This window comes from Intestinirhabdus alba (assembly GCF_009711095.1).
Classification (GTDB): domain Bacteria; phylum Pseudomonadota; class Gammaproteobacteria; order Enterobacterales; family Enterobacteriaceae; genus Intestinirhabdus; species Intestinirhabdus alba.
Genome location: NZ_WMJZ01000040.1, coordinates 1 through 26,405, shown reverse-complemented (window position 1 = coordinate 26,405; position 26,405 = coordinate 1). Strand labels below are relative to the sequence as shown.

Sequence of the window (26,405 nt, the reverse complement as noted above, 5' to 3'; positions counted from 1 at the left end):
TGATTCACATCCGCCGTGTCGATGGAGGCGCATTATAGGGATCCCATTTTTTTGCACAAGGCTTTTTTAGATCTTTTTTTCCGTTTGTTGAAATTTCAGCCCTTTCGCTCCATTCATGCGCAATCTGGCTACTTTTTATAGCTGAATGGCCTGCAGGGAACAATAATGCACTCAATGTATCCATCACTGTTCCGGTTCTCTGAGGTAAACATGACTAACGTACTACGTCCTTATAAGAAACTTTTCCCACAGGCAGGGCAACGAGTAATGCTCGACGAAAGCAGCGTGATCATTGGTGACGTTCGCCTGGCGGATGATGTAGGGATCTGGCCGCTTGTCGTTATTCGCGGTGACGTAAACTATGTCGCCATCGGTGCCAGGAGCAATATTCAGGATGGCAGCGTGCTGCACGTTACCCACAGTTCCGCCGCGAACTCCCAGGGCTACCCGCTGATTATCGGAGAAGATGTCACCGTCGGACATAAAGCTATGCTTCACGGCTGCACTATTGGCAACCGCGTGCTGGTCGGTATGGGATCGATCCTGCTGGATGGCGCAACCATCGAAGATGACGTGATGATTGGTGCCGGTAGCCTTGTGCCACCAAACAAACGGCTGGCAAGCGGCTACCTCTATCTCGGCAACCCGGTAAAGCAGATCCGCCCGTTAAGCGAGGCGGAGAAGGCCGGGCTGATAAATTCGGCGGACAATTACGTGAAGTGGAAAGATGACTACCTGAATCAGGATAGCCAGATCCAGCCGTAAATATCTTCCTGCTGGGACTGGATCAACGCCTCCGCCTCTTCTTCCAGATCCCAGCGATGCTCCTGAAAATCAGCTAACCACAGCTCCGGCATATCACCGCCATAACGATTCGCCAGCGTCACTCCTGAAATCGCGCACGTCAGTTGCATGCCGTTTACCAACGCGGGAAAACACACGGCTTCGTTTTCTGCGCTCCACTCTTCCCTGTCCGGAAACTGTATAGCCTGATTCATAAGGACATTTCCTGCTGCAGTTGAGCGATCGTCGGTTCCATCTCAGGCAACACCCCATGCCAAAGCAGAACAGCGTGAGCCGCCTGCCCCACCAGCATACCAAGGCCATCAGCGCACCGTTGCGCCCCCTGGGCCATGCACCAGCGGAGAAACGGCGTCGGCCCCTTTTGATAGAACATGTCGTAGCAGTAAACCGAAGGCTGGATCAGAGAAGCAGGGATCGCCGGGATCTCACCGCCAATCCCACTGGAGGTCGCATTAACGATCAGATCGAATGCCTCGCCTTCCAGCTCATCCAGCCCCTTCGCCTGGAGGCTTCCGCTGTGGGCAAAGATCTGCACCAGCTCTTCCGCACGCGATACGGTGCGGTTAGCGATCGTCACGGCACAGTCCATCGAGAGCAGCGGCAACAGCACTCCGCGCGACGCTCCGCCCGCGCCAATTAGCAAAATTCGCAGGCCAGGACGGATAAAAGCAATCCGCTCCAGATCGCTCAGGAGGCCGATCCCATCGGTGTTATCACCCAAAATACGTCCATCTTCCAGCCGCTTAAGCGTATTCACCGCCCCGGCCAGGGACGCACGCTCCGTTAGCTCATCGGCTCGCGCATACGCCTCTTCTTTAAAAGGTACGGTAACGTTCGCCCCTTTTCCTCCACCGGCAAAGAAGGCATCGAGCACATCGATAAAGCCGTTAATGGGTGCCAGTACGCGCCCGTACGGATGAATAATATTCAGCTGCCGGGCGAACTGTTGATGAATAAAAGGCGACTTGCTGTGCGCTATTGGGTTTCCGAAAACAACATACTTTTCCATCAGCTTACCCCTGCCGGAACAGTTCACCCGTCAGGGCATCCCGAATTTCTGAAGGATTTAAACGCCCGCCCGTTTCTCCTTCCACCACCGGGAAATCGACACCAAACTGAGCCCGCACTTCTTCAACGGTACGACAGGGCGGTAATCCGCTCAGGTTCGCGCTGGTAGAAACCAGCGGTTTGCCGTACGCGTTGCACAACGCAACGACCAGCGGGTGATCCGTTACGCGCACGGCAAGCGAATTGAATCGCCCGGTCAGCCAGCGCGGCGTAGAGTCCAGAGCTGGAAACACAAAGGTTACCGGCCCCGGCCAACGGCCGAATATTGCCTCGCGCTGGGCATCGTTCAGCATAGTGTCATCGATATACGGCCTGAGCTGCTTAAAATCTGCCGCGATCAAAATTAGGCCTTTATCAACCGGACGCTGCTTCAGACGCAAAAGACGCATGACGGCCGTTTCGCTGTCGGGGTCACACCCGACGCCGAAGACAGCCTCCGTTGGATAAGCGATAACATTTTCTTTATTCAGCACCGCCACCGCCGCAGCAATGGAGTCTGTTGGCAGGTTTTTATTCACAAGGTTATTCCGCCGGAACTGGCTTTCCACATTGTTTACTGGCGCAGAAGTGCTTTATCCCCTGCGCGCTTTTCTTTTCGATGAGCAGCGGGTAGTGACATTCTGGACACTCTCCGGCTATGGGTTTAGCGTTAATGACAAACTGGCATACCGGGTAGCGATCGCAGGAGTAAAACGTTTTACCATAGCGCGAACGCCGCTGGACAAGGCGGCCCGCCCGGCACTGGGGGCAAAATATTGCGGTTTCGTCTGGTTTATCAATAAGTTCGGTATGTTCACAGGCCGGATAGTCGCTGCAGCCGATAAACATACCAAAGCGCCCCTGACGCAACACCAGCCCGGCACCGCAGGCGGGACAAAACTTTCCCTCCAGAACTTTGACAATATGCCCATCAGCGGAAGATTTCAGCGGACGGATATAGTCACATTCCGGGTAGCCCGAACAGCCGAGAAACGGACCGTGCTTCCCGGAACGAATAACCAGTTCAGCCCCGCACCGTGGGCAGGGCTCGTGCTTAGACACCGTAAACAGTGCGGATTTAGCCATAACAACTCATGCTGGATGAAGATCGATTAATGCAGCATACCTTCATTCACGTCAAAGAGTAATTCTTCCATTTGCTGATACGCATTTTCACAGCCCGGAAGGTTAAAAAGCACCATCAGGATCACCCACTTCAGATCTTCCAGCTCGAATTCAGCGGTATCAAGCGCAAGCACACGTTCAATTACCATTTCACGAGTTTCGAGGTTCAGCACCTGAATCTGTTCCAGGAACAGCAGAAATCCCCGACAGCTGGCGTCCAGCCTTTCACACTCCTCCGGGATGTAAACCCGCAGCGAAAGCGGATCGGAGGCCAGCTGCATTGGCTCAGCCAGACCTTCCTGATAGTCTGCCAGTTTTTCCAGCCACAGCAATGCGTTATAGATATCCTCACGATCAAAACCAGCGTCGGTAAGATCCCGTTCAAGTTTGTCCTGATCCACGCGCAGTTCGGCTTCATTGTGGATATACGTTTCAAACAAATACATTAGTACGTCGAACATGGCATGCCCTCCTCAATCGGACATAGCCGCCGGGTACAGCTGCGATCCATCCTGCTAACTCCAGTTCGAGCAGTTGGGCTACTACCTCTGGCACAGGTTGGCCGGCACGTTCAGCGACGACGTCAACAGGTGTTACCTCATCTCCTACGTTAGCCAGGAGCTCAGTAAATGGCAATGCCGCCTCTTCTCGATCTGGCGAAATAAGTGTTTTTCCTGCCTCCTCTGACAACCAGTGCAGCCCATATTGCAAATTTTCCAGAATATCTTCCGGTACAGACACCAGCATCGCCCCTTGTTTAATGAGCCAGTGAGGCCCCTCGCTACCGGGGCTACCAACGGGTCCAGGCAGAGCAAAAACTTCTCTTCCCTGTTCCGCTGCGCAGCGCGCAGTGACTAAAGAACCGCTGCGTAGCGCCGCCTCCACCACCAGTACGCCTTTACTCAGGCCACTTATAATACGATTCCGGCGGGGAAAATTATGCGGCAAAGGACACATTGACAGAGGGAACTCCGATACCAGCGCGCCTCCCGTTGCCAGTATATTTTCCGCCAGCCGGGCATGCCTTCGCGGGTAGACAGACTGCAGGCCATTACCCAGCACCGCCACGCTGATGCCCTGTGCCTGAAGCGCCGCCTTATGCGCCACGCCGTCTATACCTCTGGCCAGGCCGCTGGTAATCGTAACACCGTACGCTGCCAGCCTTTCACAAAACAACCTCCCCCATCGCTCGCCATACCACGAATGCGCCCGGCTCCCCACTACCGCAAGCTGAAAGGAACTTAGTGATTCAGGGCTGCCCGCGACAAAGATTGCTCCCGGGTAATCAGCAATAGCGCGCAGCTGTGGCGGATAATGCTTATCATCAGCGTTGATAAAATAATGCTGCGGCATCTCGAGCCAGCGCAGCGTCTCTTCCAGCTCCTTTTCCGGGCAGGTTAAAAAACGCCCGGTCTGCCGCTCAGAGAGCCCTGTCTGTTGTAAAATAGCGGCATCAACATGGGGACATGAAATCAGCCGGCGAGCGATTCGAACCATCTCATCACCATACAGCTCTCCTGACTGCATTAAACGCAACCAAATTTCGGTGTGAGTCATCCTGGCTCCTTGCCACAAGCGCTGTCGGTAATCTTTGCGATTGGTCACTGATGCTGTCAATCAGGGGGGGATTTGTCTAGAATAGCGGTCATAATCTTTCCCACTCCTGAAGACAACTCTGGATAATTATGTCAGTTTTGCAAGTGTTACATATTCCGGACGAGCGCCTTCGCAAAGTCGCTAAGCCGGTTGAAGAAGTGAATGCAGAAATTCAGCGTATCGTCGATGATATGTTCGAGACGATGTACGCTGAAGAGGGTATTGGCCTGGCGGCCACCCAGGTCGATATTCACCAGCGCATTATCGTTATCGATGTATCAGAAAACCGCGACGAGCGTCTGGTACTGATTAACCCGGAACTGCTGGAAAAAAGCGGTGAAACGGGCATCGAAGAAGGCTGCCTGTCTATTCCTGAGCAGCGTGCCCTGGTGCCGCGCGCGGAAAAGGTAAAAATTCGCGCGCTCAATCGCGAAGGGAACACTTTTGAGCTGGAAGCTGACGGCCTGCTGGCAATTTGTATTCAGCACGAGATGGATCATCTGGTCGGCAAACTGTTTATCGATTATTTGTCTCCCCTGAAGCAGCAGCGTATTCGCCAGAAAGTAGAAAAACTTGACCGCCTGAAAGGCCGGGCTTAAGGATAAGAATTAACGTGTCAGATTCACTACGCATTATTTTTGCAGGTACACCTGACTTTGCAGCGCGTCATCTCGACGCGCTACTGTCGTCCGGGCACCATGTCGTTGGCGTCTTTACCCAGCCCGATCGCCCGGCGGGGCGCGGCAAAAAATTAATGCCCAGCCCGGTGAAAACGCTGGCGGAAGAAAAAGGAATACCGGTTTTTCAGCCCGCCTCCCTGCGGCCGGCGGAAAACCAGCGTCTTGTCGCAGACTTAAACGCTGACGTTATGGTGGTCGTGGCATATGGTTTGATCCTGCCAAAAACGGTGCTGGATATGCCCCGACTGGGCTGTATTAACGTTCACGGCTCTCTGCTTCCGCGCTGGCGCGGCGCGGCCCCCATCCAACGTGCGCTCTGGGCGGGAGATGCCGAAACCGGGGTGACCATCATGCAGATGGACGTTGGGCTGGATACCGGCGATATGCTTTATAAGCTCGCCTGCCCAATTACCGCAGAAGATACCAGCGGTACGCTATATGACAAACTGGCGGAACTGGGTCCACAGGGGCTGATTACCACCCTGCAGCAGCTTGCCGATGGAAAGGCCACAGCGATTATTCAGGACGAGGCGCTGGTAACGTATGCCGATAAGCTCAGTAAAGAAGAGGCCCGCATCGACTGGACGCTTTCCGCCGCACGCCTGGAACGCTGCATTCGCGCTTTTAACCCGTGGCCGATGAGCTGGATGGAAATTGACGGCCAGCCGGTGAAAATCTGGCGGGCATCGGTCATTGACGCCCCCGTCCAGGCCAAACCCGGCACCATTCTGGAGGCAACAAAGCAGGGGATCCAGATCGCAACAGGCGATGGTATTCTGAACCTGCTCTCGCTGCAGCCGGCGGGGAAAAAGGCTATGAGCATCCAGGATCTTCTGAATTCGCGTCGGGAATGGTTTATTCCCGGCAGCCGTCTGCTCTGACGGCCACCTCTTACTTTGCCCGGCGCTCCCGGGCATTTTTATTTTTATGGTTATGAATAAGAAACTTAATTTACGCAGTATGGCGGCGCAGGCCGTAGAGCTGGTCGTCGAGCAGGGGCAGTCATTAAGCAACGTTCTGCCCCCGTTACAGCAAAAGATCCTGGATAAAGATAAAGCGCTGCTGCAGGAGCTGTGCTTTGGCGTACTGCGCACGCTCCCCCAGCTGGACTGGTTGATTAATAAGCTGATGTCCCGGCCGATGACCGGCAAGCAGCGTACCGTACATTATCTGATTATGGTGGGATTCTATCAGCTTCTGCATACGCGCATTCCGGCCCACGCCGCGCTGGCGGAAACGGTTGAAGGTGCCGTCGCCATCAAGCGTCCGCAGCTGAAGGGATTGATCAACGGCGTTCTGCGCCAGTTTCAACGCCAGCAGGAAACGCTACTGGCCGAATTTGCCGCGAGTGAAGCGCGTTTTCTGCATCCCGCCTGGCTGCTTAAACGCCTGCAAAAAGCATATCCCACACGGTGGGAGTCCATCGCTGAAGCCAATAATCAGCGCCCGCCGATGTGGCTGCGCGTGAACCGCACACATCATACCCGCGACGGCTGGCTCGCACTGCTGGAAGAGGCGGGCATGAAGGGGTTCGTCCACCCGGACTACCCCGATGCCGTACGGCTGGAATCACCTGCGCCCGTGCATACGTTACCTGGCTTTGATAAAGGTTGGGTGACTGTTCAGGACGCCTCGGCTCAGGGATGTATCGCCTTCCTGCAGCCCAAAAACGGCGAGCAGATAGTTGATCTCTGCGCCGCGCCCGGCGGTAAAACGACCCACATTCTCGAAGCCGCACCCGAGGCCGCCCTTCTGGCTGTCGATATTGATGAACAGCGGCTTTCCCGCGTCCACGATAACCTAAAGCGTCTTGGCATGCAGGCCACCGTAAAGCAGGGCGATGGTCGCTATCCGACACAGTGGTGCGGGGAGCAGCAGTTTGACCGCATTCTGATGGACGCGCCCTGCTCGGCGACCGGCGTGATCCGCCGCCATCCGGATATCAAGTGGCTGCGTCGCGATCGTGACATTGCAGAACTGGCCCGGCTGCAGGCAGAAATCCTGGATGCCATATGGCCGCGTCTGAAACCGGGCGGCACGCTGGTTTACGCGACCTGTTCCGTCCTCCCCGAAGAGAACGCTCAGCAGATAAAAGCCTTTCTGCAGCGCACCGCAAACGCTGAGCTGAGCGAAACCGGCACCCCGGAACAGCCGGGTCTGCAAAAATTGCCGGGGGCGGAAGAAGGCGACGGCTTCTTTTACGCTAAGCTAATCAAAAAATAATGAGATAACGGGTCGCGACTGATGAAAATTATCATTCTGGGCGCAGGACAAGTTGGCGGTACGTTGGCGGAAAACCTGGTCGGTGAGAATAACGATATCACGGTGGTGGATACCAACGGTGAGCGCCTGCACGGCCTGCAGGATAAATTCGATCTTCGCGTGGTGCAGGGGCACGGTTCTCACCCCCGGGTGCTGCGCGAAGCGGGTGCCGACGACGCCGATATGCTGGTGGCGGTCACCAGTTCAGACGAAACTAACATGGTCGCCTGCCAGGTAGCCTACTCGCTCTTCAATACGCCGAACCGCATCGCGCGCATACGTTCACCCGATTATGTCCGCGATGCCGACAAGCTGTTTCATTCCGAGGCTGTCCCCATCGATCATCTGATCGCGCCGGAGCAGCTGGTTATCGACAATATTTATCGGCTTATTGAATATCCGGGCGCGCTGCAGGTGGTGAATTTTGCCGAAGGTAAAGTCAGTCTGGCGGTGGTGAAAGCCTATTATGGCGGCCCGCTGATTGGCAATGCGCTGTCGACCATGCGCGAGCATATGCCGCATATCGATACGCGCGTCGCGGCAATCTTTCGCCACGATCGGCCAATTCGCCCGCAGGGTTCAACCATTGTGGAAGCGGGCGACGAAGTATTCTTTATTGCCGCCTCACAGCATATTCGCGCAGTCATGAGCGAGCTGCAGCGTCTGGAAAAACCTTATAAACGTATAATGTTGGTCGGCGGCGGTAACATTGGTGCCGGGCTGGCGCGTCGTCTTGAAAAAGATTACAGCGTGAAGCTGATCGAGCGCAATCAGCAACGTGCGGCCGAGCTTGCCGAAAAGCTGCAGAACACGATCGTCTTTTTTGGCGATGCCTCCGATCAGGAACTCCTGGCAGAGGAACACATCGATCAGGTCGATCTGTTTATCGCAGTCACCAACGATGATGAAGCAAATATCATGTCTGCCATGCTGGCCAAGCGGATGGGTGCCAAAAAGGTGATCGTGCTGATCCAGCGCCGTGCCTATGTCGATCTGGTTCAGGGCAGCGTCATTGATATTGCGATCTCCCCACAGCAGGCAACAATCTCCGCCCTGCTCAGTCATGTGCGTAAAGCCGATATCGTTGGCGTCTCCTCCCTGCGCCGCGGCGTAGCGGAAGCTATCGAGGCCGTAGCCCACGGCGATGAAAGCACCTCCCGCGTGGTTGGCCGTGCCATTGACGACATTAAACTGCCGCCCGGTACGATCATTGGCGCGATAGTACGTGGTAATGACGTCATGATAGCCAATAATAATTTACGTATTGAACAGGGCGATCATGTGATTATGTTCCTGACTGATAAGAAGTTTATTAGCGACGTTGAACGACTCTTCCAGCCAAGCCCGTTCTTCTTGTAACCCCGGAGGCTTCCCTCCGGTTTACTTTAATAGCAGATCAGATAATACATCAGGCGTAACGATCGCGGGCAGTTTGCATACGGACAGCGCACAACAGCCGGAGCATACAGGATGATTCGCGAAGCTCCCCCAGCAGGCTGCCCTTACGAACGTTCAAAACGCGATGCGCTTTGTGCGAGCGCTGCCCGGGTTAAAAATGGCAAGTAAAGCAGCCTGACGCTCCTGGCGCGGATTCAGGCTGTTAGCGGATTAAGAAAAGCAGCAGGCCCAGGCAGCGTGGGCATTGAGAGGATAGCGACTTTCTAATTCCCTTTATTTATCAAGGTGTAATTAACCTTTGTTTCAGCAATCCGTAATGGAAAATAGCTTAACATTTGTTAAACTTAAAACGTTATTTATCCCTGGAGAATAAAATGAGCATTATTAAAGAGTTCCGCGAATTCGCGATGCGCGGAAATGTTATCGATTTGGCGGTAGGTGTCATTATTGGTGCAGCGTTCGGTAAGATTGTTTCATCTCTGGTTGCCGATATCATCATGCCACCGCTGGGATTGTTAATTGGCGGAATTGACTTTAAACAGTTTGCCTTTACGCTACGCGAGGCGCAGGGAGAAGCACCGGCAGTTATCATGCACTATGGCGTGTTTATCCAGAACGTTTTTGATTTTCTGATCGTTGCCTTTGCTATCTTTATGGCGATTAAGCTGATCAATAAGCTAAATCGCAAGAAAAAAGAAGAACCTGCCGCAGCGCCCGCGCCATCTAAAGAAGAAGTGCTGCTTAGTGAAATCCGCGATCTGCTGAAAGAGCAGAATTCCCGCTCTTAACAGACCGCAAAAGCGGAAGGCCAGTGGTAAAAAAGCGATTCGCTGTTTTGCCACTGGCCTCCCGGTTACCCCACCTGCCGTGCTTGTCTTTGCGCAGATAGCTGCCTTTACCCTTTTTATTCTTCTCAACGCGCTGCCTGAACAGCGGATCGTGTAGCAATGCCTCGATGGCATTGTCCTTTATCTGCCCTTTCGTATGCTGATAACGGCTCATAAAAACTCCAGATTGTATACGTTAACGGCGCAAGTGTAGTGCCATCACAATGAGAAATCAACGCCCTGCGTTTACCCCGCAGGCTCCTTGTTCAAGCGCTTCCAGAATGGAGCAAAAAACGCTGCTGTGCGCCGTTCCGCAGCAGGCATCGTTCAGCCGCTGTAGAGAACGGCGCATGTTTTGCAGCTCCGCAATCCGGGCTTCAACTTCCTTTAGTCTTGCCTGAACGATCCCTTTAGACTCCTGGCAGGTATGATGTTCTGGATCAACGCGGATCGACAACAGTTCGCGGATCGATTCAAGGGTAAAGCCCAGTTGCCTGGCATAGCGAATAAATTTCAGACGCTGAAGATCGCGGTCCGTATAGAGACGAAACCCCCCTTCGGTACGCTCCTCGTGATCCATCATCTGCTGCTTTTCGTAGTAGCGAATAGTGTCGGGAGTTACCTGCGCCAGCTTTGCCAGTTCACCAATACGATACATAAACACTCCGTGGTTAGTCGTTAATTTTACGCATCACCCTGTCCGCATATTCACCGCGTAAGAAGTCGGTGCTTAAGCCGGCCTGCCGCAGCTTTAACTCCAGCAATGCCAGACGTCGGCTTAGCGCCACATAATTTGGATCGTCCTGTCGGATACTTTTCAGCATATCCTGTAACTGGACCGCTTCTTTACGCTGCTCCAGTTCCGGAGGCAAACAGCCGGCGTTTTTTAATAGCCGATAGCCGGCGCGAAGCTCAGGGGGTACATGTGTATCGTCATCCAGCCTGAGCGGCTCGCCGCTGCCCGGCAAATTATCAAACTCGCCTTTAGCCTGCGCATCGCTAATATGGCGCTCAGCCCACCGATCCAGTAGCCACATAAAACGCTCCGGAGATGACCAAAAAGAGTACAGATAGTGTAGGTAAATGGAGGAACGGTGGATATAAAAAAACCCGCCGAAGCGGGTTTTTTTACCATACTACAGATTACTCTGCAGCAGCTTCTGCTTTCGACTCAGAGCGATCAACCAGCTCGATGTATGCCATCGGTGCGTTGTCGCCTGCACGGAAGCCACACTTCAGAATGCGAGTGTAACCACCGGCGCGGCTCGCAAAACGCGGGCCCAGCTCGTTAAACAGTTTTGCCACGATCTCGTTATCACGAGTGCGGGCGAATGCCAGACGACGATTAGCTACGCTATCAGTCTTGGCAAGAGTAATCAGCGGCTCAACTACGCGACGCAGCTCTTTCGCCTTAGGCAGGGTCGTCTTGATGATCTCATGACGAACCAGTGAACCTGCCATATTGCGGAACATAGCCTGGCGATGGCTGCTGTTGCGGTTCAGTTGACGACCACTCTTACGATGGCGCATGACCTTATCCTTCTCAGTAAAACCTTAACCTGCGATCCGGTTACTCGTCAGCGATGCTTGCCGGCGGCCAGTTTTCCAGGCGCATACCCAGAGACAAACCGCGGGAAGCCAGCACGTCTTTAATCTCGGTAAGAGATTTTTTACCCAGGTTAGGCGTTTTCAGCAGCTCAACCTCGGTACGCTGTACCAGATCACCGATATAGTGGATAGCTTCTGCTTTAAGGCAGTTAGCAGAGCGGACAGTCAATTCCAGATCGTCAACAGGGCGCAGCAGGATCGGATCGAATTCTGGTTTCTCTTCTTTCACTTCCGGCTGACGTACATCACGTAAGTCAACAAAAGCTTCCAGTTGTTCTGCCAGGATGGTTGCCGCACGACGAATCGCCTCTTCAGGATCGATTGTGCCGTTGGTTTCCATTTCGATGACCAGCTTGTCCAGGTCGGTACGCTGCTCTACACGCGCTGCTTCAACATTGTAGGCGATACGCTCTACAGGGCTGTAGCAGGCGTCGACCAGCAGACGGCCGATTGGGCGCTCATCTTCTTCCGAATGAATTCGGGTAGAAGCCGGCACATAACCACGACCGCGCTGAACTTTGATACGCATGCTGATAGATGCGTTTTCATCGGTCAGGTGGCAGATCACGTGCTGCGGCTTGACGATTTCGACATCACCGTCGTGGGTGATGTCGGCTGCAGTCACAGGGCCAATGCCAGATTTATTCAGGGTAAGAATAACTTCATCTTTCCCCTGAACTCTCACCGCCAGCCCTTTCAGGTTGAGCAGGATTTCAAGGATATCTTCCTGAACGCCTTCTTTGGTGCTGTACTCGTGCAGTACACCATCAATCTCAACCTCGGTCACCGCGCAACCCGGCATCGATGAGAGCAGAATACGGCGCAGTGCGTTACCCAGAGTATGGCCGAAGCCACGCTCTAAAGGCTCAAGGGTCACCTTGGCGTGCGTCGAACTCACTTGCTCGATATCTACCAGGCGCGGTTTTAGAAACTCTGTCACAGAACCCTGCATTGTGTCCTCTCTTTGGTACTAAGCTTTACTTGGAGTAAAGCTCGACGATCAGGTGTTCGTTAATGTCCGCAGACAGATCGGAACGTTCAGGCTTACGCTTGTACGTACCTTCCATCTTGCCAGCATCAACTTCCAGCCAGGTTGGCTTTTCACGCTGCTCAGCCAGCTCCAGAGCGGCTTTCACGCGAGACTGCTTCTTCGCTTTCTCACGAATGCTAACAACGTCATTCGGACGAACCTGATAAGAAGCGATGTTAACAACACGACCGTTTACCATAATGGCTTTGTGGCTAACCAGCTGGCGTGCTTCTGCACGAGTGGCACCGAAGCCCATACGGTATACAACGTTGTCCAGACGACCTTCCAGCAGAGCCAACAGGTTTTCACCGGTGTTGCCTTTCAGACGTGCTGCTTCTTTATAGTAGTTACGGAACTGACGCTCCAGAACACCGTAGATGCGGCGAACTTTTTGCTTTTCACGCAACTGCACACCATAGTCAGACAGACGCGGTTTACGCGCACCGTGCTGGCCAGGAGCTTGTTCAATTTTACACTTGGTATCGATCGCGCGAACGCCAGACTTAAGGAATAAGTCGGTGCCCTCACGACGGCTCAGCTTGAGCTTAGGACCCAAATATCTTGCCATTTTCTTTCTCCAACAAACCTGGAAAACGCAGCGTTATACGCGACGTTTTTTCGGCGGACGACAACCGTTATGAGGGATCGGAGTCACATCAGTAATATTTGTGATGCGGAAACCAGCGGCGTTCAGTGCACGAATAGTCGATTCGCGACCTGGACCCGGACCTTTGACCATAACTTCCAGATTCTTGATGCCGTATTCTTTAACGGCGTCAGCGCAACGCTCTGCTGCAACCTGAGCTGCAAACGGAGTGGATTTGCGAGAACCACGGAAACCGGAACCACCGGCTGTTGCCCAACCCAGCGCGTTACCCTGACGATCGGTAATAGTCACGATGGTGTTGTTGAAAGAAGCATGGATATGAGCCACGCCGTCAGAGACTTGTTTTCTTACACGCTTACGTGCACGAATTGGTGCCTTTGCCATTATTCAATCACCCCGATTATTTCTTGATCGGTTTGCGCGGACCCTTACGGGTACGTGCGTTGGTCTTGGTACGCTGACCGCGAACCGGGAGACCACGACGATGACGCAAACCGCGGTAGCAACCAAGATCCATCAGGCGCTTGATGCTCATGCTAACTTCACGGCGCAGATCACCTTCAACGACAAATTTGGCAACTTCGTCACGCAGCGTGTCGATTTGTTCTTCAGACAGCTCACTGATCTTAACATTTTCAGCGATACCCGCTGCAGCCAGAATGGCTTTGGAACGGGTTTTGCCGACGCCGTAGATCGAAGTTAATGCGATCACAGCGTGTTTTTGATCAGGAATGTTAATGCCTGCTATACGGGCCACTATGCACTCCTACTATTTAATATGTACGCACCATGCTGAAAAGCCCGTTTTCAGGATACTCAAATGGAAACGCACAGACATACAAAAGATTGGCTGGCTAATCTAGCCAGCTCAACCCAACTTTGCAAGAAAAATATGCGAATAAATCAGCCTTGGCGCTGTTTATGCTTTGGCTCGGCACTGCAAATCACGCGGATGACACCATCACGCTTAACGATTTTGCAGTTACGGCATAATTTCTTGACGGAAGCACGAACTTTCATTTTTACTCTCCGTAACTTCACGGGCGTCCCGTTAGCGGCTATAGCCTTTCAGGTTCGCCTTCTTCAATGCAGACTCATACTGACTGGACATCATCAGGGTTTGCACTTGAGCCATAAAGTCCATAATCACGACAACAACGATCAGCAATGAGGTTCCACCGAAGTAGAAAGGTACGTTCATTGCATCTCGTAAGAACTCCGGGATCAGGCAGATAAAAGTAATGTAGAGCGCACCGACCAGCGTCAGGCGGGTCATTACTTTATCAATATACTTCGCCGTTAGTTCTCCCGGACGAATTCCTGGTACAAATGCACCGGACTTCTTCAGGTTATCCGCTGTTTCACGCGGGTTGAAAACCAACGCCGTGTAGAAGAAACAGAAGAAGATGATTGCAGACGCATAGAGTAACACATAAAGCGGTTGCCCAGGCTGCAAATACAGCGAAATTGTTGTCAGCCAGTTCCAACCAGTACTGCCTCCGAACCATGATGCGATGGTTGCCGGGAACAGAATAATACTGGAAGCGAAGATTGCCGGGATTACCCCCGCCATATTCACTTTCAGCGGTAAATGTGTGCTCTGTGCAGCATAGACACGACGTCCCTGCTGACGTTTCGCGTAGTTCACCACGATGCGGCGTTGACCACGCTCAACGAAAACAACGAAGAACGTCACGGCAAATACTAATACTGCAACCAACAGCAACACGAGGAAGTGCAGGTTGCCTTGACGTGTCTGCTCGATAGTATGGGCAATGGCTGGCGGAAGACCCGCGACAATGCCGGCGAAAATAATGATTGAGATACCGTTACCGATACCTCGCTCAGTAATCTGTTCGCCCAGCCACATCAGGAACATGGTTCCCGTAACCAGACTTACAACAGCGGTGAAATAGAACGCAAAGCCTGGATTCATCACCAGACCTTCCATTCCAGGCATATTCGGCAGACCGGTAGCAATACCGATCGACTGGAATATCGCCAACACCAGCGTACCGTAGCGGGTGTACTGGCTAATCTTACGACGACCAGACTCCCCTTCTTTCTTGATTTCCGCCAGCGTTGGATGAACCACCGTCAGCAGCTGGATGATAATCGATGCCGAAATATACGGCATGATCCCCAGAGCAAAGATAGAAGCACGGCTGAGAGCACCACCAGAGAACATGTTGAACATTTCAATGATGGTGCCTCGCTGTTGCTCAAGCACTTTGGCAAGAACAGCGGCATCAATACCAGGGATCGGAATAAAGGAGCCAATACGGAACACAATCAGCGCGCCAATAACAAACAGCAGTCTGCGTTTCAGCTCGCCTAAGCCACCTTTGGCACTTTGAAAATCTAATCCCGGTTGTTTAGCCATCTGCTATTTATTCCTCGATTTTACCGCCTGCAGCTTCGATAGCAGCACGAGCGCCTTTAGTTACGCGCAGGCCACGAACAGTTACCGGAGCAGTGACTTCACCAGCCAGGATCACTTTCGCGAACTCGATCTGGATACCGATAATGTTAGCCGCTTTCAGCGTATTCAGGTCTACGATACCGCCTTCAACTTTTGCCAGGTCAGACAGACGAACTTCGGCTGTAATCGCTGCTTTGCGTGAAGTGAAGCCGAATTTCGGCAGACGACGGTACAGTGGCATCTGACCACCCTCGAAACCGCGACGTACGCCACCGCCAGAACGAGACTTCTGACCTTTGTGACCACGACCGCCGGTTTTACCGAGGCCGGAACCGATACCACGACCCAGGCGTTTACCCGCCTTTTTGGAGCCTTCGGCCGGAGACAGAGTATTTAAACGCATCTCTTACTCCTCAACTTTAACCATGAAGGAAACCGCGTTGACCATACCACGAACAGCGGGAGTATCCTCGCGCTCTACGGTGTGACCAATACGACGCAGACCCAGGCCAAGCAGCGTTGCCTTATGTTTAGGCAGACGACCGATTGCACTGCGGGTTTGAGTAATTTTAATAGTCTTTGCCATGGTTTATTTCCCCAGAATTTCTTCAACGGATTTACCACGCTTGGCAGCGACCATTTCTGGAGAATTCATATTTTCCAGGCCGTCGATTGTTGCACGAACCACGTTAATCGGGTTGGTGGAACCATATGCTTTAGCCAGAACGTTATGAACCCCAGCAACTTCCAGAACGGCGCGCATTGCACCACCGGCGATGATACCGGTACCTTCGGAAGCTGGCTGCATGAATACGCGAGAACCTGTATGCACACCTTTAACCGGGTGCTGCAGGGTGCCGTTATTCAGCGCGACGTTAATCATATTGCGACGGGCTTTTTCCATCGCTTTCTGGATCGCTGCCGGTACTTCACGCGCTTTACCGTAACCAAAACCTACGCGACCGTTACCATCGCCTACTACAGTCAGAGCTGTGAAGGAGAAAATACGACCACCTTTTACGGTTTTAGATACGCGGTTTACCGCGATCAGCTTTTCCTGCAGTTCGCCAGCTTGTTTTTCGATGTGAGCCATCTTACACCTCTACCTTAGAACTGAAGGCCAGCTTCACGGGCAGCATCTGCCAGTGCCTGGACACGACCATGATATTGGAACCCGGAACGGTCAAAGGATACATCTTTGATGCCTTTTTCCAGAGCGCGTTCAGCGACAGCTTTACCCACAGCTGCAGCCGCGTCTTTGTTACCGGTGTACTTCAGTTGTTCAGCGATAGCTTTTTCTACAGTAGAAGCAGCTACCAGAACTTCAGAACCGTTCGGTGCAATTACCTGTGCGTAGATATGACGCGGGGTACGGTGTACCACCAGGCGAGTTGCGCCCAGCTCCTGGAGCTTGCGGCGTGCGCGGGTCGCACGACGGATACGAGCAGATTTCTTATCCATAGTGTTACCTTACTTCTTCTTAGCCTCTTTGGTACGCACGACTTCGTCGGCGTAACGAACACCCTTGCCTTTATACGGCTCAGGACGACGGTAGGCGCGCAGATCTGCTGCAACCTGACCGACTACCTGCTTATCAGCGCCTTTCAGCACGATTTCAGTTTGCGTCGGGCATTCTGCAGTGATACCGGCAGGCAGCTTGTGATCAACCGGGTGAGAGAAACCTAATGACAGGTTTACTACGTTCCCTTTGACCGCCGCACGATAACCTACACCAACCAGCTGCAGCTTCTTAGTGAAGCCTTCGGTAACACCGATAACCATTGAGTTCAGCAGGGCACGCGCGGTACCAGCCTGTGCCCAGCCGTCTGCGTAACCATCGCGCGGACCGAAGGTCAGTGCATTATCTGCTTGTTTAACTTCAACAGCATCGTTGAGAGTACGAGTCAGCTCGCCGTTTTTACCTTTGATCGTAATAACCTGACCGTTGATTTTTACATCAACGCCGGCAGGAACAACGACCGGTGCTTTAGCAACACGAGACATTTTTTCCTCCGATTAGGCTACGTAGCAGATAATTTCGCCACCAAGACCAGCCTGGCGCGCTGCACGATCGGTCATAACACCCTTAGAGGTAGAAACAACCGCGATACCCAGACCCGCCATAACTTTCGGCAGCTCATCTTTACGTTTGTAGATGCGCAGACCTGGGCGGCTGACACGCTGAATGCTTTCTACAACAGCTTTGCCCTGGAAATACTTAAGCGTTAATTCCAGCTCAGGCTTGGTGTCGCCTTCAACTTTAAAATCTTCAATAAAACCTTCTTCCTTCAGCACGTTGGCAATTGCCACTTTCAGCCTGGAGGAAGGCATGGTGACCGCAGCTTTGTTCGCGGCCTGACCGTTACGGATACGGGTCAGCATATCCGCGATCGGATCTTGCATGCTCATCTGTCTTTACTCCCGTGATTCAATTGGTGACAATTACCAGCTAGCCTTTTTCAAGCCTGGCACTTCACCGCGCATGGCGGCTTCACGCAGCTTAATACGGCTCAACCCGAACTTGCCCACATAGCCATGCGGACGACCTGTTTGACGGCAGCGGTTACGCTGACGGGACGGGCTGGAATCACGCGGCAGAGTCTGCAGCTTAAGAACGGCGTTCCAACGATCTTCGTCGGAAGCGTTCACATCAGAGATGATCGCTTTCAGTTCAGCGCGTTTCGCGAAGTATTTATCAGCTAAAGCTACGCGCTTTACTTCGCGAGCTTTCATTGATTGCTTAGCCATTTAGTAACCCTACCTTACTTGCGGAACGGGAAGTCAAAGGCAGCCAGCAGAGCGCGGCCTTCTTCGTCAGATTTCGCAGTAGTGGTAATGGTAATATCCAAACCACGAACGCGGTCGACTTTATCGTAGTCGATTTCTGGGAAGATGATCTGCTCACGGACACCCATGCTGTAGTTACCACGACCGTCAAAGGACTTAGCGGACAGTCCACGGAAGTCACGGATACGCGGTACAGCAATAGTGATCAGGCGCTCAAAGAACTCCCACATGCGTTCGCCACGCAGAGTTACTTTACAGCCGATCGGATAGCCCTGACGGATTTTGAAGCCTGCAACAGATTTGCGTGCTTTGGTGATCAGCGGTTTTTGACCGGAGATTGCTGTCAGGTCAGCTGCTGCGTTATCCAGCAGTTTTTTGTCAGCGATCGCTTCACCAACACCCATGTTCAGGGTGATCTTCTCGACCCGAGGGACTTGCATGACAGAATTGTAGTTAAACTCAGTCATGAGTTTGTTAACTACTTCGTCTTTGTAGTAATCATGCAGTTTCGCCATCGTACTACTCCAAATTACTTGATAGTTTCGCTGTTAGACTTGAAGAAGCGGACTTTTTTACCGTCTTCGAACCTAAAGCCTACACGGTCAGCCTTGCCGGTTGCCGCATTGAAGATTGCTACGTTGGAAACCTGAATAGCGGCTTCTTTTTCAACGATGCCACCCGGTTGGTTCAGGGCCGGAACCGGCTTCTGATGTTTCTTAACCAGGTTGATACCTTCAACAATGACCTTGCCGGAAGACAGGACATTCTTAACTTTACCGCGCTTACCTTTATCTTTACCGGTTAACACGATAACTTCGTCATCACGACGGATCTTCGCTGCCATGATTCGCTCCTTAGAGTACTTCTGGTGCCAGAGAGATAATTTTCATGAACTTCTCGGTACGAAGCTCACGAGTTACCGGCCCAAAAATACGCGTACCGATAGGCTGCTCGCTGTTATTGTTCAGAATAACGCATGCATTGCCATCGAAGCGAATGACAGAACCGTCCGGGCGACGAACACCCTTCTTGGTGCGCACCACTACCGCCTTCAGCACATCACCTTTTTTGACCTTACCACGCGGAATTGCTTCTTTAATGGTGATCTTGATGATGTCGCCTACGCCTGCGTAGCGACGGTGCGAGCCACCCAGAACCTTGATACACATTACGCGACGTGCACCGGAGTTGTCGGCGACGTTCAGCATAGTCTGTTCTTGGATCATTTTAGTGCTCCGCTAATGTCAACTACCACTGAGACCCGAAATCAGGCCGTTAAAAAAACCCCATATCGGGGGCGCGGCATTATAACACCGCCCGGTTGATATGGGTAGAAAAAATAAACGGCCCATCGCTGAGCCGTTTATTCGTTGAGAATGCGTACTCTATTACAGAACCGCTTTCTCTACAACGCGAACCAGCGTCCAGGATTTAGTCCTGGACAGCGGGCGGCATTCGCGGATTTCAACCACGTCGCCGATACCGCATTCGTTGTTCTCGTCATGTACGTGCAGTTTAGTCGTACGCTTGATGAATTTACCGTAGATTGGGTGTTTCACAAAACGCTGGATAGCAACGACGATGGATTTCTCCATTTTGTCGCTAACAACACGACCTTGCAGAGTACGGATTTTATCGGTCATTACGCACCCGCCTTCTCAGTCAGTAAAGTCTTAACGCGTGCGACATCACGACGCACTTGCTTCAACAGGTGAGACTGTTGCAGCTGGCCACTTGCAGCCTGCATACGCAGGTTGAACTGCTCACGCAGCAGATTCAGCAGCTCGGTGTTCAGCTCTTCAACGCTCTTCTCACGCAGCTCTTTTGCTTTCATTACATCACCGTCTTAGTTACAAAGGTGGTTTTAATCGGCAGTTTCGCTGCTGCCAGCTTGAATGCTTCACGGGCCAGCTCTTCCGGTACGCCGTCCATTTCATACAGGACTTTACCCGGCTGAATCAAGGCAACCCAATACTCCACGTTACCTTTACCTTTACCCATACGCACTGCCAGCGGCTTTTCAGTGATCGGTTTGTCCGGGAATACACGGATCCAGATCTTACCTTGACGCTTAACTGCACGGGTCATAGCACGACGTGCTGCTTCGATCTGACGGGCAGTCAGACGACCACGGCCAACAGCTTTCAGACCGAAGCTGCCGAAGCTAACATCCGTACCCTGCGCCAGACCGCGGTTACGGCCTTTGTGCATTTTACGGAATTTTGTACGCTTTGGTTGTAACATCAGCGACGCTCCTTATTTACGGCCTTTACGCTGCTGCTTTTTCGGTTGAGCAGCCGGCTTTTCCGGTTGTTCAACAGCAGCCATACCACCCAGGATCTCGCCTTTGAAGATCCATACCTTAACGCCGATGACACCGTAAGTGGTGTGCGCTTCAGAGGTGTTGTAGTCGATGTCAGCACGCAGCGTGTGCAGAGGTACGCGACCTTCGCGGTACCATTCGGTACGTGCGATTTCCGCGCCGCCCAGACGGCCGCTCACTTCAACTTTGATACCTTTAGCGCCCAGACGCATGGCGTTCTGTACGGCACGCTTCATCGCACGACGGAACATAACGCGACGTTCCAGCTGAGAAGTGATGCTGTCAGCAACCAGTTTTGCGTCCAGTTCAGGCTTACGAACTTCGGCGATATTGATCTGTGCAGGAACGCCAGCGATATCCGCTACGACCTTACGCAGTTTTTCTACGTCTTCGCCTTTCTTACCGATAACGATGCCGGGACGAGCGGTGTGAATGGTCACACGGATGCTCTTGGCCGGACGCTCGATAACGATACGAGATACGGACGCTTTAGCCAGTTCCTTCGTCAGGTACTGACGTACTTTAAAATCGCTGTCCAGGTTGTCAGCGAATTCTTTGGTGTTCGCAAACCAGGTAGAGTTCCATGGTTTTACAATACCCAGGCGAATACCATTAGGATGTACTTTCTGACCCATTGCTAGTCTCCAGAGTCTCAGCGATCGGACACAACCACAGTAATGTGGCTGGTGCGCTTCAGGATGCGATCTGCACGACCTTTTGCACGCGGCATAATGCGCTTCATGCTTGGGCCTTCGTCTACGAAAATCTTCGTAACTTTCAGATCGTCAATGTCAGCGCCATCGTTGTGTTCAGCGTTAGCAATGGCAGATTCCAGAACCTTCTTGACCAGTACAGCCGCTTTCTTGTTGGTGTAGGTCAGAATATCCAGAGCCTGCGACACTTTCTTACCGCGAATCAGGTCAGCAACAAGGCGAACCTTCTGAGCAGAAGAACGAGCATGGCGATGTTTAGCGATAGTTTCCATCTCTTCCTCCTGTCTTATTTCTTCTTCGCTTTTTTATCAGCAGCGTGGCCGCGATAAGTACGAGTCGGTGCGAATTCACCCAGCTTGTGACCGACCATTTCATCGGTTACAAATACCGGAACGTGCTGACGCCCATTATGGACAGCGATGGTCAAACCGATCATGTTAGGAAAGATCGTTGAACGACGGGACCAGGTGCGCAGGGGCTTCTTGTCTCCGCTTTCCACCGCTTTCTCTACCTTCTTCAGCAAGTGCAGGTCAATAAAAGGACCTTTCTTGAGAGAACGTGGCATGGTTTATCCTCTAAAATTATTTGCTACGGCGACGTACGATGAATTTATCAGTACGCTTGTTGCTGCGGGTCTTCTTACCTTTGGTCTGAACGCCCCACGGTGTTACCGGGTGCTTACCAAAGTTACGACCTTCACCACCACCATGTGGGTGATCTACCGGGTTCATCGCAGTACCGCGAACGGTCGGACGAACACCACGCCAGCGTGCAGCACCTGCTTTACCCAGAACGCGCAGCATATGCTCAGCATTGCCAACTTCGCCCAGAGTCGCGCGGCAGTCTGCTTCGACTTTACGCATTTCGCCAGAACGCAGACGCAGGGTGACATAAGCACCGTCGCGCGCAACGATCTGCACGTAAGCGCCGGCGGAACGCGCCAGCTGACCGCCTTTGCCCGGTTTCATTTCTACGTTATGCACGGTAGAACCAACCGGAATATTGCGCATCGGCAGGGTGTTGCCTGCTTTGATTGCAGCATCAACGCCAGACTGAATCTGGTCGCCAGCTTTCAGGCCTTTCGGGGCCAGGATGTAACGGCGCTCGCCGTCTTTGTACAGAACCAGCGCGATGTTCGCGGAACGGTTCGGATCGTACTCAAGACGTTCAACAACTGCCGGGATACCGTCTTTGTTGCGTTTGAAGTCAACAATACGGTATGCCTGCTTGTGGCCACCACCGATATGACGAGTGGTGATACGGCCATTGTTGTTACGACCACCGGATTTGCTGTTTTTTTCCAGCAGCGGAGCAAAAGGTTTGCCCTTGTGCAGCTCAGGGTTAACCACTTTAACGACGTGGCGACGACCCGGAGATGTCGGTTTACATTTAACAACTGCCATTGTATTACTCCTCCGACTTACTCAGCGCCGCCGACGAAGTCCAGATTCTGGCCTTCTTTCAGGGTGACGTAAGCTTTTTTCCAGTCGCTACGACGACCGATACGCTGTCCGTGACGTTTAACTTTCCCTTTAACGACCAGGGTGTTAACGACTTCGACTTCGACTTCAAACAGTTTCTGCACAGCAGCTTTGATTTCTGCTTTGGTCGCGTCTTTAGCAACTTTGAGAACGATGGTATTGGTTTTTTCCATCGCAGTAGACGCTTTTTCAGAAACGTGCGGTGCGCGCAGCACCTTCAGCAGACGTTCTTCACGAATCATGCCAGCATCTCCTCAACTTGCTTAACAGCATCAGCAGTCATTACGACTTTGTCGAAGGCGATCAGGCTAACCGGGTCGATACCAGTTGCATCGCGTACGTCAACCTTGTGCAGGTTGCGCGCAGCCAGGAACAGGTTCTCGTCCAGCTCACCGGTGACGATCAGCACATCTTCCAGAGCCATGTCTTTCAGTTTCTGTGCCAGCAGCTTGGTTTTCGGCGCTTCAACAGAGAACTTCTCGACAACGATCAGACGATCCTGACGTACCAGTTCGGACAGAATGCTTTTCAGCGCGCCGCGGTACATCTTTTTATTCACTTTTTGACTGTGGTCTTGCGGACGTGCAGCGAAGGTCACGCCACCAGAACGCCAGATCGGGCTCTTGATAGAACCAGAACGCGCACGGCCGGTGCCTTTCTGGCGCCACGGTTTTTTACCGGAACCAGTTACTTCAGCACGAGTCTTCTGAGCACGAGTGCCCTGACGAGCACCAGCTGCATAAGCAACAACAACCTGGTGAACCAGCGCTTCGTTGAAATCACGACCGAAGGTAGTTTCGGAAACAGTCAGCGCGCTCTGCGCGTCTTTCAATACTAATTCCATTGCTATCTCCTCACGCCTTCACAGCTGGTTTAACGATCAGGTCGCTACCGGTTGCACCCGGGACCGCGCCTTTAACCAGCAGCAGGTTGCGCTCAGCGTCAACGCGTACTACGTCCAGGCTCTGAACGGTGACGCGCTCGTTACCCAGCTGACCTGCCATTTTCTTGCCTTTGAACACTTTGCCCGGAGTCTGGTTCTGACCGATAGAACCCGGAACGCGGTGAGACAAGGAGTTACCGTGAGTCGCGTCCTGGGTACGGAAGTTCCAGCGCTTAACGGTACCGGCGAAACCTTTACCTTTAGAGATACCGGTTACGTCAACTTTTTTAACTTCAGCAAAGTGCTCAACGCTAATGCTCTGACCTACGGTGAACTCTTCGCCTTCAGCCAGGCGGAATTCCCACAGACCACGACCAGCCTCTACGCCAGCTTTCGTGAAGTGGCCAGCTTCAGGTTTGGTCACACGGTTCGCTTTTTTCGTACCGGTGGTAACCTGAACAGCGCGGTAGCCATCGTTAGCCAGATCTTTAACCTGAGTAACGCGGTTTGCTTCAACTTCAATTACGGTTACTGGGATAGAAACGCCGTCTTCAGTGAAGATACGGGTCATACCCACTTTTTTACCGACTAAACCAATCATTGTTTCAACCTCTCAATCGCTCAATGACCTGATTAACCCAGGCTGATCTGCACGTCTACACCGGCAGCCAGATCCAGACGCATCAGAGCATCAACGGTTTTCTCGGTTGGCTCAACGATGTCAACCAGACGCTTGTGAGTGCGGATTTCGTACTGATCGCGCGCGTCTTTGTTAACGTGCGGGGAGATCAGAACGGTAAAGCGCTCTTTGCGGGTCGGCAGCGGGATCGGACCACGGACCTGCGCACCTGTGCGCTTGGCAGTCTCGACGATTTCCGCGGTTGATTGATCGATCAGGCGATGATCAAACGCTTTAAGGCGGATACGGATTCTTTGGTTCTGCATGAGACCAGAGCTCCAATTATTTATAGACGAAAATAATTACTCCTCACACCCATTACGATTGATGGGGGAGTGTAATCGTTCTTACGTAGCCCCCGGATTGGGAGCATTGTTAGATAGCCAAATCGACTATCTGAGGTTCAAATCGAACCCGCCGTCAATTACGACAAGCCCGCGCATTATACGCAAATCTGAGTATGACGCAAGCAGAGTCTGGAAAATCACCGTTTTGAGCGTTATGCGAGCCTCCTGCCATTTCTGTAGTAAAAGCCGCAACGCAAAGCGTTTCTCTGGAATAAGCCGGGCAAATCAACAATCAAGGCGTTGCCCCGCGCACCTTTTACGCCGAGGGTAAACGCATCGCCTGCTGAGGAAACGCTTATGTATTCGGCCCTGCCCTTTCTGCTTATTTATCTTATTTTAAACGTCCTGCTGTGGCGGCATGATGTACTCACCGGATCCCTGCCGGACCGCTTTACCTGTCCTCTGCTATGGGGAGGTCTGCTTTATCATCTGTTCTGCATTCCCGACCGTCTGCCTGATGCCGTATGGGGGGCGGTAGCTGGCTATGCCGGGTTTGCCTTTATCTACTGGGGGTATTGGCTCCTGCGTCGCAGGGAGGGGCTGGGATACGGCGACGTAAAATTTCTGGCGGCGCTGGGTGCCTGGCACTGTTGGGAACCACTGCCAGCGCTGGTTTTTCTGGCGGCGCTGTTGGGCTGCGGCGGGACCGCAGTGCGGTTCGCTACCGGTAGAAAAGAGGCGTTGAAAAACCCGCTGCCTTTTGGGCCATATCTGGCGGCTGCGGGTTTGTTTATCGGCTGGCTACGGCTAACGCCAGCGGGTTAATCCTGAACTTTAATCTGCGACTGAAGGTAATTTTGCAGGCCAATTTTAGCTATCAAATCCAGCTCGGTTTCCAGCCAGTCGATATGCCCCTCTTCGTCTGCGAGGATCTCTATCATCATATCCCGGCTGACGTAGTCATGAACGCTATCGGCATAAGCAATCGCCTCACGCAGGTCTTTGGCCCCTTCCAGCTCCAGGCGGAGATCCGACCGCAGCATCTCTTCAACATCTTCACCAATTCCCAGCTTGCCAAGATCCTGCAGATTTGGGATCCCTTCAAGGAACAAAATACGCTCGATATACTTATCGGCGTGCTTCATCTCATCAATGGATTCATGGTACTCCACGTCATTAAGACGGATCAGCCCCCAGTTCTTGAACATACGGGCATGAAGAAAATATTGGTTGATCGCGACAAGCTCATTTCCCAATAATTTATTGAGATAACTTATGATTCGAACATCACCTTTCATTTTATAGTCCCTCCGTTTCTACTCTTAGAGCGTAGATGGGACCCTCGGGATGTCAAAAAAAAAGTGTGGCTCAGGCGATCTCTTTAAATTCTGGCATTTGCATAAGTTCATCCTGCATCACTTCACGCGCTGCCCGGACACATTTACCGCATTGATTTCCCACGGGTATAAATTTACGCAGCTGCTGAAAAGACTGAGGGTGAAACTGACGTACGGCCTGACGAATTTTTTTGTCACTTACACCATTACACAAACAAACGTACATGATCGCTCCCGTTCAATTTCTGCGCAAAGTGTAAATGAGAATAATTACAATTACAATAGTGGGAGAGCGTCGGCAGGCGGGTAAAAGTGGAAAAATTGCGAACAAATATGACAAAGGCCATAAGGCAGGCAAACAAAAAGGGCACCGAAGCGCCCTTTTTAAATTCAACGCTAATTAACGAGAATTAGCCGAGAACTTTAGCAACAACGCCCGCGCCAACGGTACGGCCGCCTTCACGGATTGCGAAACGCAGACCGTCGTCCATCGCGATCGGGTGGATCAG

Annotated in this window: 48 protein-coding genes; 7 read left to right on the top strand and 41 right to left on the bottom strand. The window is 52.5% G+C overall.

Annotated features, from left to right (window positions below):
- Positions 1 to 4: 4 nt before the first annotated feature.
- Complete coding sequence (locus GJV78_RS20055) at positions 5 to 184, bottom strand: hypothetical protein (protein ID WP_155109953.1); 180 nt, start codon at positions 182 to 184, stop codon at positions 5 to 7.
- A gap of 26 nt (positions 185 to 210) precedes the next feature.
- Between GJV78_RS20055 and GJV78_RS20050 the strand changes: the two genes are divergently transcribed.
- Entirely contained in the window at positions 211 to 765 is a 555-nt protein-coding gene (locus tag GJV78_RS20050) for a gamma carbonic anhydrase family protein (protein WP_155109952.1), read from the top strand.
- Here the strand turns inward: GJV78_RS20050 and GJV78_RS20045 are convergent.
- The 6 genes from GJV78_RS20045 to dprA are packed head-to-tail and all read right to left on the bottom strand — an operon-like array spanning position 741 to position 4,533.
- Entirely contained in the window at positions 741 to 998 is a 258-nt protein-coding gene (locus GJV78_RS20045; protein ID WP_155109951.1) for a DUF1488 family protein, read from the bottom strand. The genes GJV78_RS20050 and GJV78_RS20045 overlap by 25 nt on opposite strands.
- Positions 995 to 1,813, bottom strand: a complete 819-nt coding sequence (gene aroE, locus GJV78_RS20040; RefSeq protein WP_155109950.1) for a shikimate dehydrogenase — start codon at positions 1,811 to 1,813, stop codon at positions 995 to 997. Before aroE ends, GJV78_RS20045 begins: the two co-directional genes overlap by 4 nt.
- A gap of 4 nt (positions 1,814 to 1,817) precedes the next feature.
- Positions 1,818 to 2,390 (bottom strand): L-threonylcarbamoyladenylate synthase type 1 TsaC, encoded by a 573-nt coding sequence (gene tsaC / locus GJV78_RS20035; protein ID WP_167519671.1) that lies wholly within the window; start codon positions 2,388 to 2,390, stop codon positions 1,818 to 1,820.
- Positions 2,391 to 2,394: 4 nt separating this feature from the next.
- Positions 2,395 to 2,937: a DNA topoisomerase family protein gene (locus tag GJV78_RS20030; protein ID WP_155109949.1), complete on the bottom strand. Its 543-nt coding sequence runs from the start codon at positions 2,935 to 2,937 to the stop codon at positions 2,395 to 2,397.
- 26 nt (positions 2,938 to 2,963) lie between these two features.
- Complete coding sequence (gene smg, locus GJV78_RS20025) at positions 2,964 to 3,437, bottom strand: DUF494 family protein Smg (protein WP_155109948.1); 474 nt, start codon at positions 3,435 to 3,437, stop codon at positions 2,964 to 2,966.
- Positions 3,409 to 4,533: a DNA-protecting protein DprA gene (gene dprA, locus GJV78_RS20020; protein ID WP_155109947.1), complete on the bottom strand. Its 1,125-nt coding sequence runs from the start codon at positions 4,531 to 4,533 to the stop codon at positions 3,409 to 3,411. Before dprA ends, smg begins: the two co-directional genes overlap by 29 nt.
- Before the next feature lie 128 nt (positions 4,534 to 4,661).
- Here dprA and def point away from each other — a divergent pair, with 128 nt between their 5' ends.
- The 5 genes from def to mscL all read left to right on the top strand — a co-directional run bounded on the left by def (position 4,662) and on the right by mscL (position 9,700).
- Complete coding sequence (gene def / locus GJV78_RS20015; RefSeq protein WP_155109946.1) at positions 4,662 to 5,171, top strand: peptide deformylase; 510 nt, start codon at positions 4,662 to 4,664, stop codon at positions 5,169 to 5,171.
- 14 nt (positions 5,172 to 5,185) lie between these two features.
- Entirely contained in the window at positions 5,186 to 6,133 is a 948-nt protein-coding gene (fmt, locus tag GJV78_RS20010) for a methionyl-tRNA formyltransferase (protein ID WP_167519670.1), read from the top strand.
- 52 nt (positions 6,134 to 6,185) lie between these two features.
- On the top strand, positions 6,186 to 7,475 hold the full coding sequence (rsmB, locus tag GJV78_RS20005) for a 16S rRNA (cytosine(967)-C(5))-methyltransferase RsmB (protein ID WP_155109945.1): 1,290 nt from the start codon (positions 6,186 to 6,188) through the stop codon (positions 7,473 to 7,475).
- 21 nt (positions 7,476 to 7,496) lie between these two features.
- On the top strand, positions 7,497 to 8,873 hold the full coding sequence (trkA, locus tag GJV78_RS20000) for a Trk system potassium transporter TrkA (RefSeq protein ID WP_155109944.1): 1,377 nt from the start codon (positions 7,497 to 7,499) through the stop codon (positions 8,871 to 8,873).
- A gap of 413 nt (positions 8,874 to 9,286) precedes the next feature.
- Positions 9,287 to 9,700 carry a large-conductance mechanosensitive channel protein MscL gene (mscL, locus tag GJV78_RS19995; protein ID WP_155109943.1) on the top strand — a complete coding sequence of 138 codons (414 nt, stop codon included), beginning with the start codon at positions 9,287 to 9,289 and terminating at the stop codon, positions 9,698 to 9,700.
- Here the strand turns inward: mscL and GJV78_RS19990 are convergent.
- The 31 genes from GJV78_RS19990 to rpsJ form a co-directional block, all read right to left on the bottom strand.
- Positions 9,654 to 9,914 (bottom strand): alternative ribosome-rescue factor A, encoded by a 261-nt coding sequence (locus GJV78_RS19990; RefSeq protein ID WP_155109942.1) that lies wholly within the window; start codon positions 9,912 to 9,914, stop codon positions 9,654 to 9,656. The two genes, mscL and GJV78_RS19990, sit on opposite strands and share 47 nt — an antisense overlap.
- Before the next feature lie 57 nt (positions 9,915 to 9,971).
- Complete coding sequence (gene zntR / locus GJV78_RS19985; RefSeq protein WP_155109941.1) at positions 9,972 to 10,397, bottom strand: Zn(2+)-responsive transcriptional regulator; 426 nt, start codon at positions 10,395 to 10,397, stop codon at positions 9,972 to 9,974.
- 13 nt (positions 10,398 to 10,410) lie between these two features.
- Positions 10,411 to 10,776: a DnaJ family domain-containing protein gene (locus GJV78_RS19980; RefSeq protein WP_155109940.1), complete on the bottom strand. Its 366-nt coding sequence runs from the start codon at positions 10,774 to 10,776 to the stop codon at positions 10,411 to 10,413.
- Between the two features lie 106 nt (positions 10,777 to 10,882).
- Complete coding sequence (gene rplQ, locus GJV78_RS19975) at positions 10,883 to 11,269, bottom strand: 50S ribosomal protein L17 (RefSeq protein WP_001216372.1); 387 nt, start codon at positions 11,267 to 11,269, stop codon at positions 10,883 to 10,885.
- 40 nt (positions 11,270 to 11,309) lie between these two features.
- Positions 11,310 to 12,299 carry a DNA-directed RNA polymerase subunit alpha gene (locus tag GJV78_RS19970; protein WP_001162094.1) on the bottom strand — a complete coding sequence of 330 codons (990 nt, stop codon included), beginning with the start codon at positions 12,297 to 12,299 and terminating at the stop codon, positions 11,310 to 11,312.
- Positions 12,300 to 12,324: 25 nt separating this feature from the next.
- The gene (rpsD, locus tag GJV78_RS19965) at positions 12,325 to 12,945 is read right to left on the bottom strand and encodes a 30S ribosomal protein S4 (protein ID WP_155109939.1); all 621 of its coding nucleotides are present in this window, start codon (positions 12,943 to 12,945) and stop codon (positions 12,325 to 12,327) included.
- Between the two features lie 33 nt (positions 12,946 to 12,978).
- Positions 12,979 to 13,368, bottom strand: a complete 390-nt coding sequence (rpsK, locus tag GJV78_RS19960) for a 30S ribosomal protein S11 (protein ID WP_001029684.1) — start codon at positions 13,366 to 13,368, stop codon at positions 12,979 to 12,981.
- A gap of 16 nt (positions 13,369 to 13,384) precedes the next feature.
- Positions 13,385 to 13,741 (bottom strand): 30S ribosomal protein S13, encoded by a 357-nt coding sequence (rpsM, locus tag GJV78_RS19955; protein ID WP_049839675.1) that lies wholly within the window; start codon positions 13,739 to 13,741, stop codon positions 13,385 to 13,387.
- A 146-nt stretch (positions 13,742 to 13,887) separates the two neighbouring features.
- Entirely contained in the window at positions 13,888 to 14,004 is a 117-nt protein-coding gene (gene rpmJ, locus GJV78_RS19950) for a 50S ribosomal protein L36 (protein WP_000868187.1), read from the bottom strand.
- A 31-nt stretch (positions 14,005 to 14,035) separates the two neighbouring features.
- Complete coding sequence (gene secY / locus GJV78_RS19945; protein ID WP_155109938.1) at positions 14,036 to 15,367, bottom strand: preprotein translocase subunit SecY; 1,332 nt, start codon at positions 15,365 to 15,367, stop codon at positions 14,036 to 14,038.
- 7 nt (positions 15,368 to 15,374) lie between these two features.
- Complete coding sequence (gene rplO, locus GJV78_RS19940; RefSeq protein WP_155109937.1) at positions 15,375 to 15,809, bottom strand: 50S ribosomal protein L15; 435 nt, start codon at positions 15,807 to 15,809, stop codon at positions 15,375 to 15,377.
- A gap of 3 nt (positions 15,810 to 15,812) precedes the next feature.
- The gene (gene rpmD / locus GJV78_RS19935) at positions 15,813 to 15,992 is read right to left on the bottom strand and encodes a 50S ribosomal protein L30 (RefSeq protein WP_001140434.1); all 180 of its coding nucleotides are present in this window, start codon (positions 15,990 to 15,992) and stop codon (positions 15,813 to 15,815) included.
- A gap of 3 nt (positions 15,993 to 15,995) precedes the next feature.
- Complete coding sequence (gene rpsE / locus GJV78_RS19930) at positions 15,996 to 16,499, bottom strand: 30S ribosomal protein S5 (protein ID WP_000940121.1); 504 nt, start codon at positions 16,497 to 16,499, stop codon at positions 15,996 to 15,998.
- 14 nt (positions 16,500 to 16,513) lie between these two features.
- Positions 16,514 to 16,867 (bottom strand): 50S ribosomal protein L18, encoded by a 354-nt coding sequence (gene rplR / locus GJV78_RS19925; protein WP_000358960.1) that lies wholly within the window; start codon positions 16,865 to 16,867, stop codon positions 16,514 to 16,516.
- A gap of 9 nt (positions 16,868 to 16,876) precedes the next feature.
- Complete coding sequence (gene rplF / locus GJV78_RS19920) at positions 16,877 to 17,410, bottom strand: 50S ribosomal protein L6 (protein WP_155109936.1); 534 nt, start codon at positions 17,408 to 17,410, stop codon at positions 16,877 to 16,879.
- A gap of 12 nt (positions 17,411 to 17,422) precedes the next feature.
- Complete coding sequence (gene rpsH, locus GJV78_RS19915) at positions 17,423 to 17,815, bottom strand: 30S ribosomal protein S8 (protein ID WP_001502767.1); 393 nt, start codon at positions 17,813 to 17,815, stop codon at positions 17,423 to 17,425.
- Between the two features lie 33 nt (positions 17,816 to 17,848).
- Positions 17,849 to 18,154: a 30S ribosomal protein S14 gene (gene rpsN, locus GJV78_RS19910; RefSeq protein ID WP_012135425.1), complete on the bottom strand. Its 306-nt coding sequence runs from the start codon at positions 18,152 to 18,154 to the stop codon at positions 17,849 to 17,851.
- A gap of 14 nt (positions 18,155 to 18,168) precedes the next feature.
- Entirely contained in the window at positions 18,169 to 18,708 is a 540-nt protein-coding gene (gene rplE / locus GJV78_RS19905; protein WP_001096206.1) for a 50S ribosomal protein L5, read from the bottom strand.
- 14 nt (positions 18,709 to 18,722) lie between these two features.
- Positions 18,723 to 19,037: a 50S ribosomal protein L24 gene (rplX, locus tag GJV78_RS19900; protein WP_000729185.1), complete on the bottom strand. Its 315-nt coding sequence runs from the start codon at positions 19,035 to 19,037 to the stop codon at positions 18,723 to 18,725.
- 10 nt (positions 19,038 to 19,047) lie between these two features.
- Complete coding sequence (rplN, locus tag GJV78_RS19895; RefSeq protein ID WP_002919748.1) at positions 19,048 to 19,419, bottom strand: 50S ribosomal protein L14; 372 nt, start codon at positions 19,417 to 19,419, stop codon at positions 19,048 to 19,050.
- Between the two features lie 162 nt (positions 19,420 to 19,581).
- Entirely contained in the window at positions 19,582 to 19,836 is a 255-nt protein-coding gene (gene rpsQ, locus GJV78_RS19890; protein ID WP_155109935.1) for a 30S ribosomal protein S17, read from the bottom strand.
- Positions 19,836 to 20,027, bottom strand: coding sequence for a 50S ribosomal protein L29 (rpmC, locus tag GJV78_RS19885; RefSeq protein WP_000644742.1), 192 nt, complete (start codon positions 20,025 to 20,027; stop codon positions 19,836 to 19,838). The genes rpsQ and rpmC overlap by 1 nt, the downstream gene beginning before the upstream one ends.
- On the bottom strand, positions 20,027 to 20,437 hold the full coding sequence (rplP, locus tag GJV78_RS19880; protein WP_000941212.1) for a 50S ribosomal protein L16: 411 nt from the start codon (positions 20,435 to 20,437) through the stop codon (positions 20,027 to 20,029). The genes rpmC and rplP overlap by 1 nt, the downstream gene beginning before the upstream one ends.
- A 12-nt stretch (positions 20,438 to 20,449) precedes the next feature.
- Entirely contained in the window at positions 20,450 to 21,151 is a 702-nt protein-coding gene (gene rpsC / locus GJV78_RS19875; RefSeq protein WP_000529945.1) for a 30S ribosomal protein S3, read from the bottom strand.
- Positions 21,152 to 21,168: 17 nt separating this feature from the next.
- Positions 21,169 to 21,501 carry a 50S ribosomal protein L22 gene (rplV, locus tag GJV78_RS19870; RefSeq protein ID WP_000447529.1) on the bottom strand — a complete coding sequence of 111 codons (333 nt, stop codon included), beginning with the start codon at positions 21,499 to 21,501 and terminating at the stop codon, positions 21,169 to 21,171.
- 14 nt (positions 21,502 to 21,515) lie between these two features.
- Positions 21,516 to 21,794, bottom strand: a complete 279-nt coding sequence (gene rpsS, locus GJV78_RS19865; RefSeq protein ID WP_001138117.1) for a 30S ribosomal protein S19 — start codon at positions 21,792 to 21,794, stop codon at positions 21,516 to 21,518.
- 16 nt (positions 21,795 to 21,810) lie between these two features.
- Positions 21,811 to 22,632 (bottom strand): 50S ribosomal protein L2, encoded by an 822-nt coding sequence (gene rplB / locus GJV78_RS19860; RefSeq protein WP_061706981.1) that lies wholly within the window; start codon positions 22,630 to 22,632, stop codon positions 21,811 to 21,813.
- A 17-nt stretch (positions 22,633 to 22,649) separates the two neighbouring features.
- A complete protein-coding gene (rplW, locus tag GJV78_RS19855) occupies positions 22,650 to 22,952 on the bottom strand; it encodes a 50S ribosomal protein L23 (RefSeq protein WP_000617546.1) in 303 nt (100 codons plus the stop codon).
- Entirely contained in the window at positions 22,949 to 23,554 is a 606-nt protein-coding gene (gene rplD / locus GJV78_RS19850) for a 50S ribosomal protein L4 (RefSeq protein WP_155109934.1), read from the bottom strand. Before rplD ends, rplW begins: the two co-directional genes overlap by 4 nt.
- Positions 23,555 to 23,564: 10 nt before the next feature.
- A complete protein-coding gene (gene rplC, locus GJV78_RS19845) occupies positions 23,565 to 24,194 on the bottom strand; it encodes a 50S ribosomal protein L3 (protein ID WP_155109933.1) in 630 nt (209 codons plus the stop codon).
- 32 nt (positions 24,195 to 24,226) lie between these two features.
- Positions 24,227 to 24,538 (bottom strand): 30S ribosomal protein S10, encoded by a 312-nt coding sequence (gene rpsJ, locus GJV78_RS19840; RefSeq protein WP_001181005.1) that lies wholly within the window; start codon positions 24,536 to 24,538, stop codon positions 24,227 to 24,229.
- 378 nt (positions 24,539 to 24,916) lie between these two features.
- On the opposite strand from rpsJ, the gene GJV78_RS19835 reads away from it, so the two are divergent.
- The gene (locus tag GJV78_RS19835) at positions 24,917 to 25,384 is read left to right on the top strand and encodes a prepilin peptidase (RefSeq protein ID WP_155109932.1); all 468 of its coding nucleotides are present in this window, start codon (positions 24,917 to 24,919) and stop codon (positions 25,382 to 25,384) included.
- On the opposite strand, the gene bfr is transcribed toward GJV78_RS19835, so the two are convergent.
- From bfr to GJV78_RS19820, 3 genes are all read right to left on the bottom strand, one after another.
- Entirely contained in the window at positions 25,381 to 25,857 is a 477-nt protein-coding gene (gene bfr, locus GJV78_RS19830) for a bacterioferritin (RefSeq protein ID WP_155109931.1), read from the bottom strand. The two genes, GJV78_RS19835 and bfr, sit on opposite strands and share 4 nt — an antisense overlap.
- 70 nt (positions 25,858 to 25,927) lie before the next feature.
- Positions 25,928 to 26,122, bottom strand: a complete 195-nt coding sequence (gene bfd / locus GJV78_RS19825; RefSeq protein WP_012135433.1) for a bacterioferritin-associated ferredoxin — start codon at positions 26,120 to 26,122, stop codon at positions 25,928 to 25,930.
- Positions 26,123 to 26,306: 184 nt separating this feature from the next.
- Positions 26,307 to 26,405: EF-Tu C-terminal domain-related protein (locus GJV78_RS19820; RefSeq protein ID WP_072082104.1), on the bottom strand; the 99-nt coding region annotated here is incomplete at its 5' end.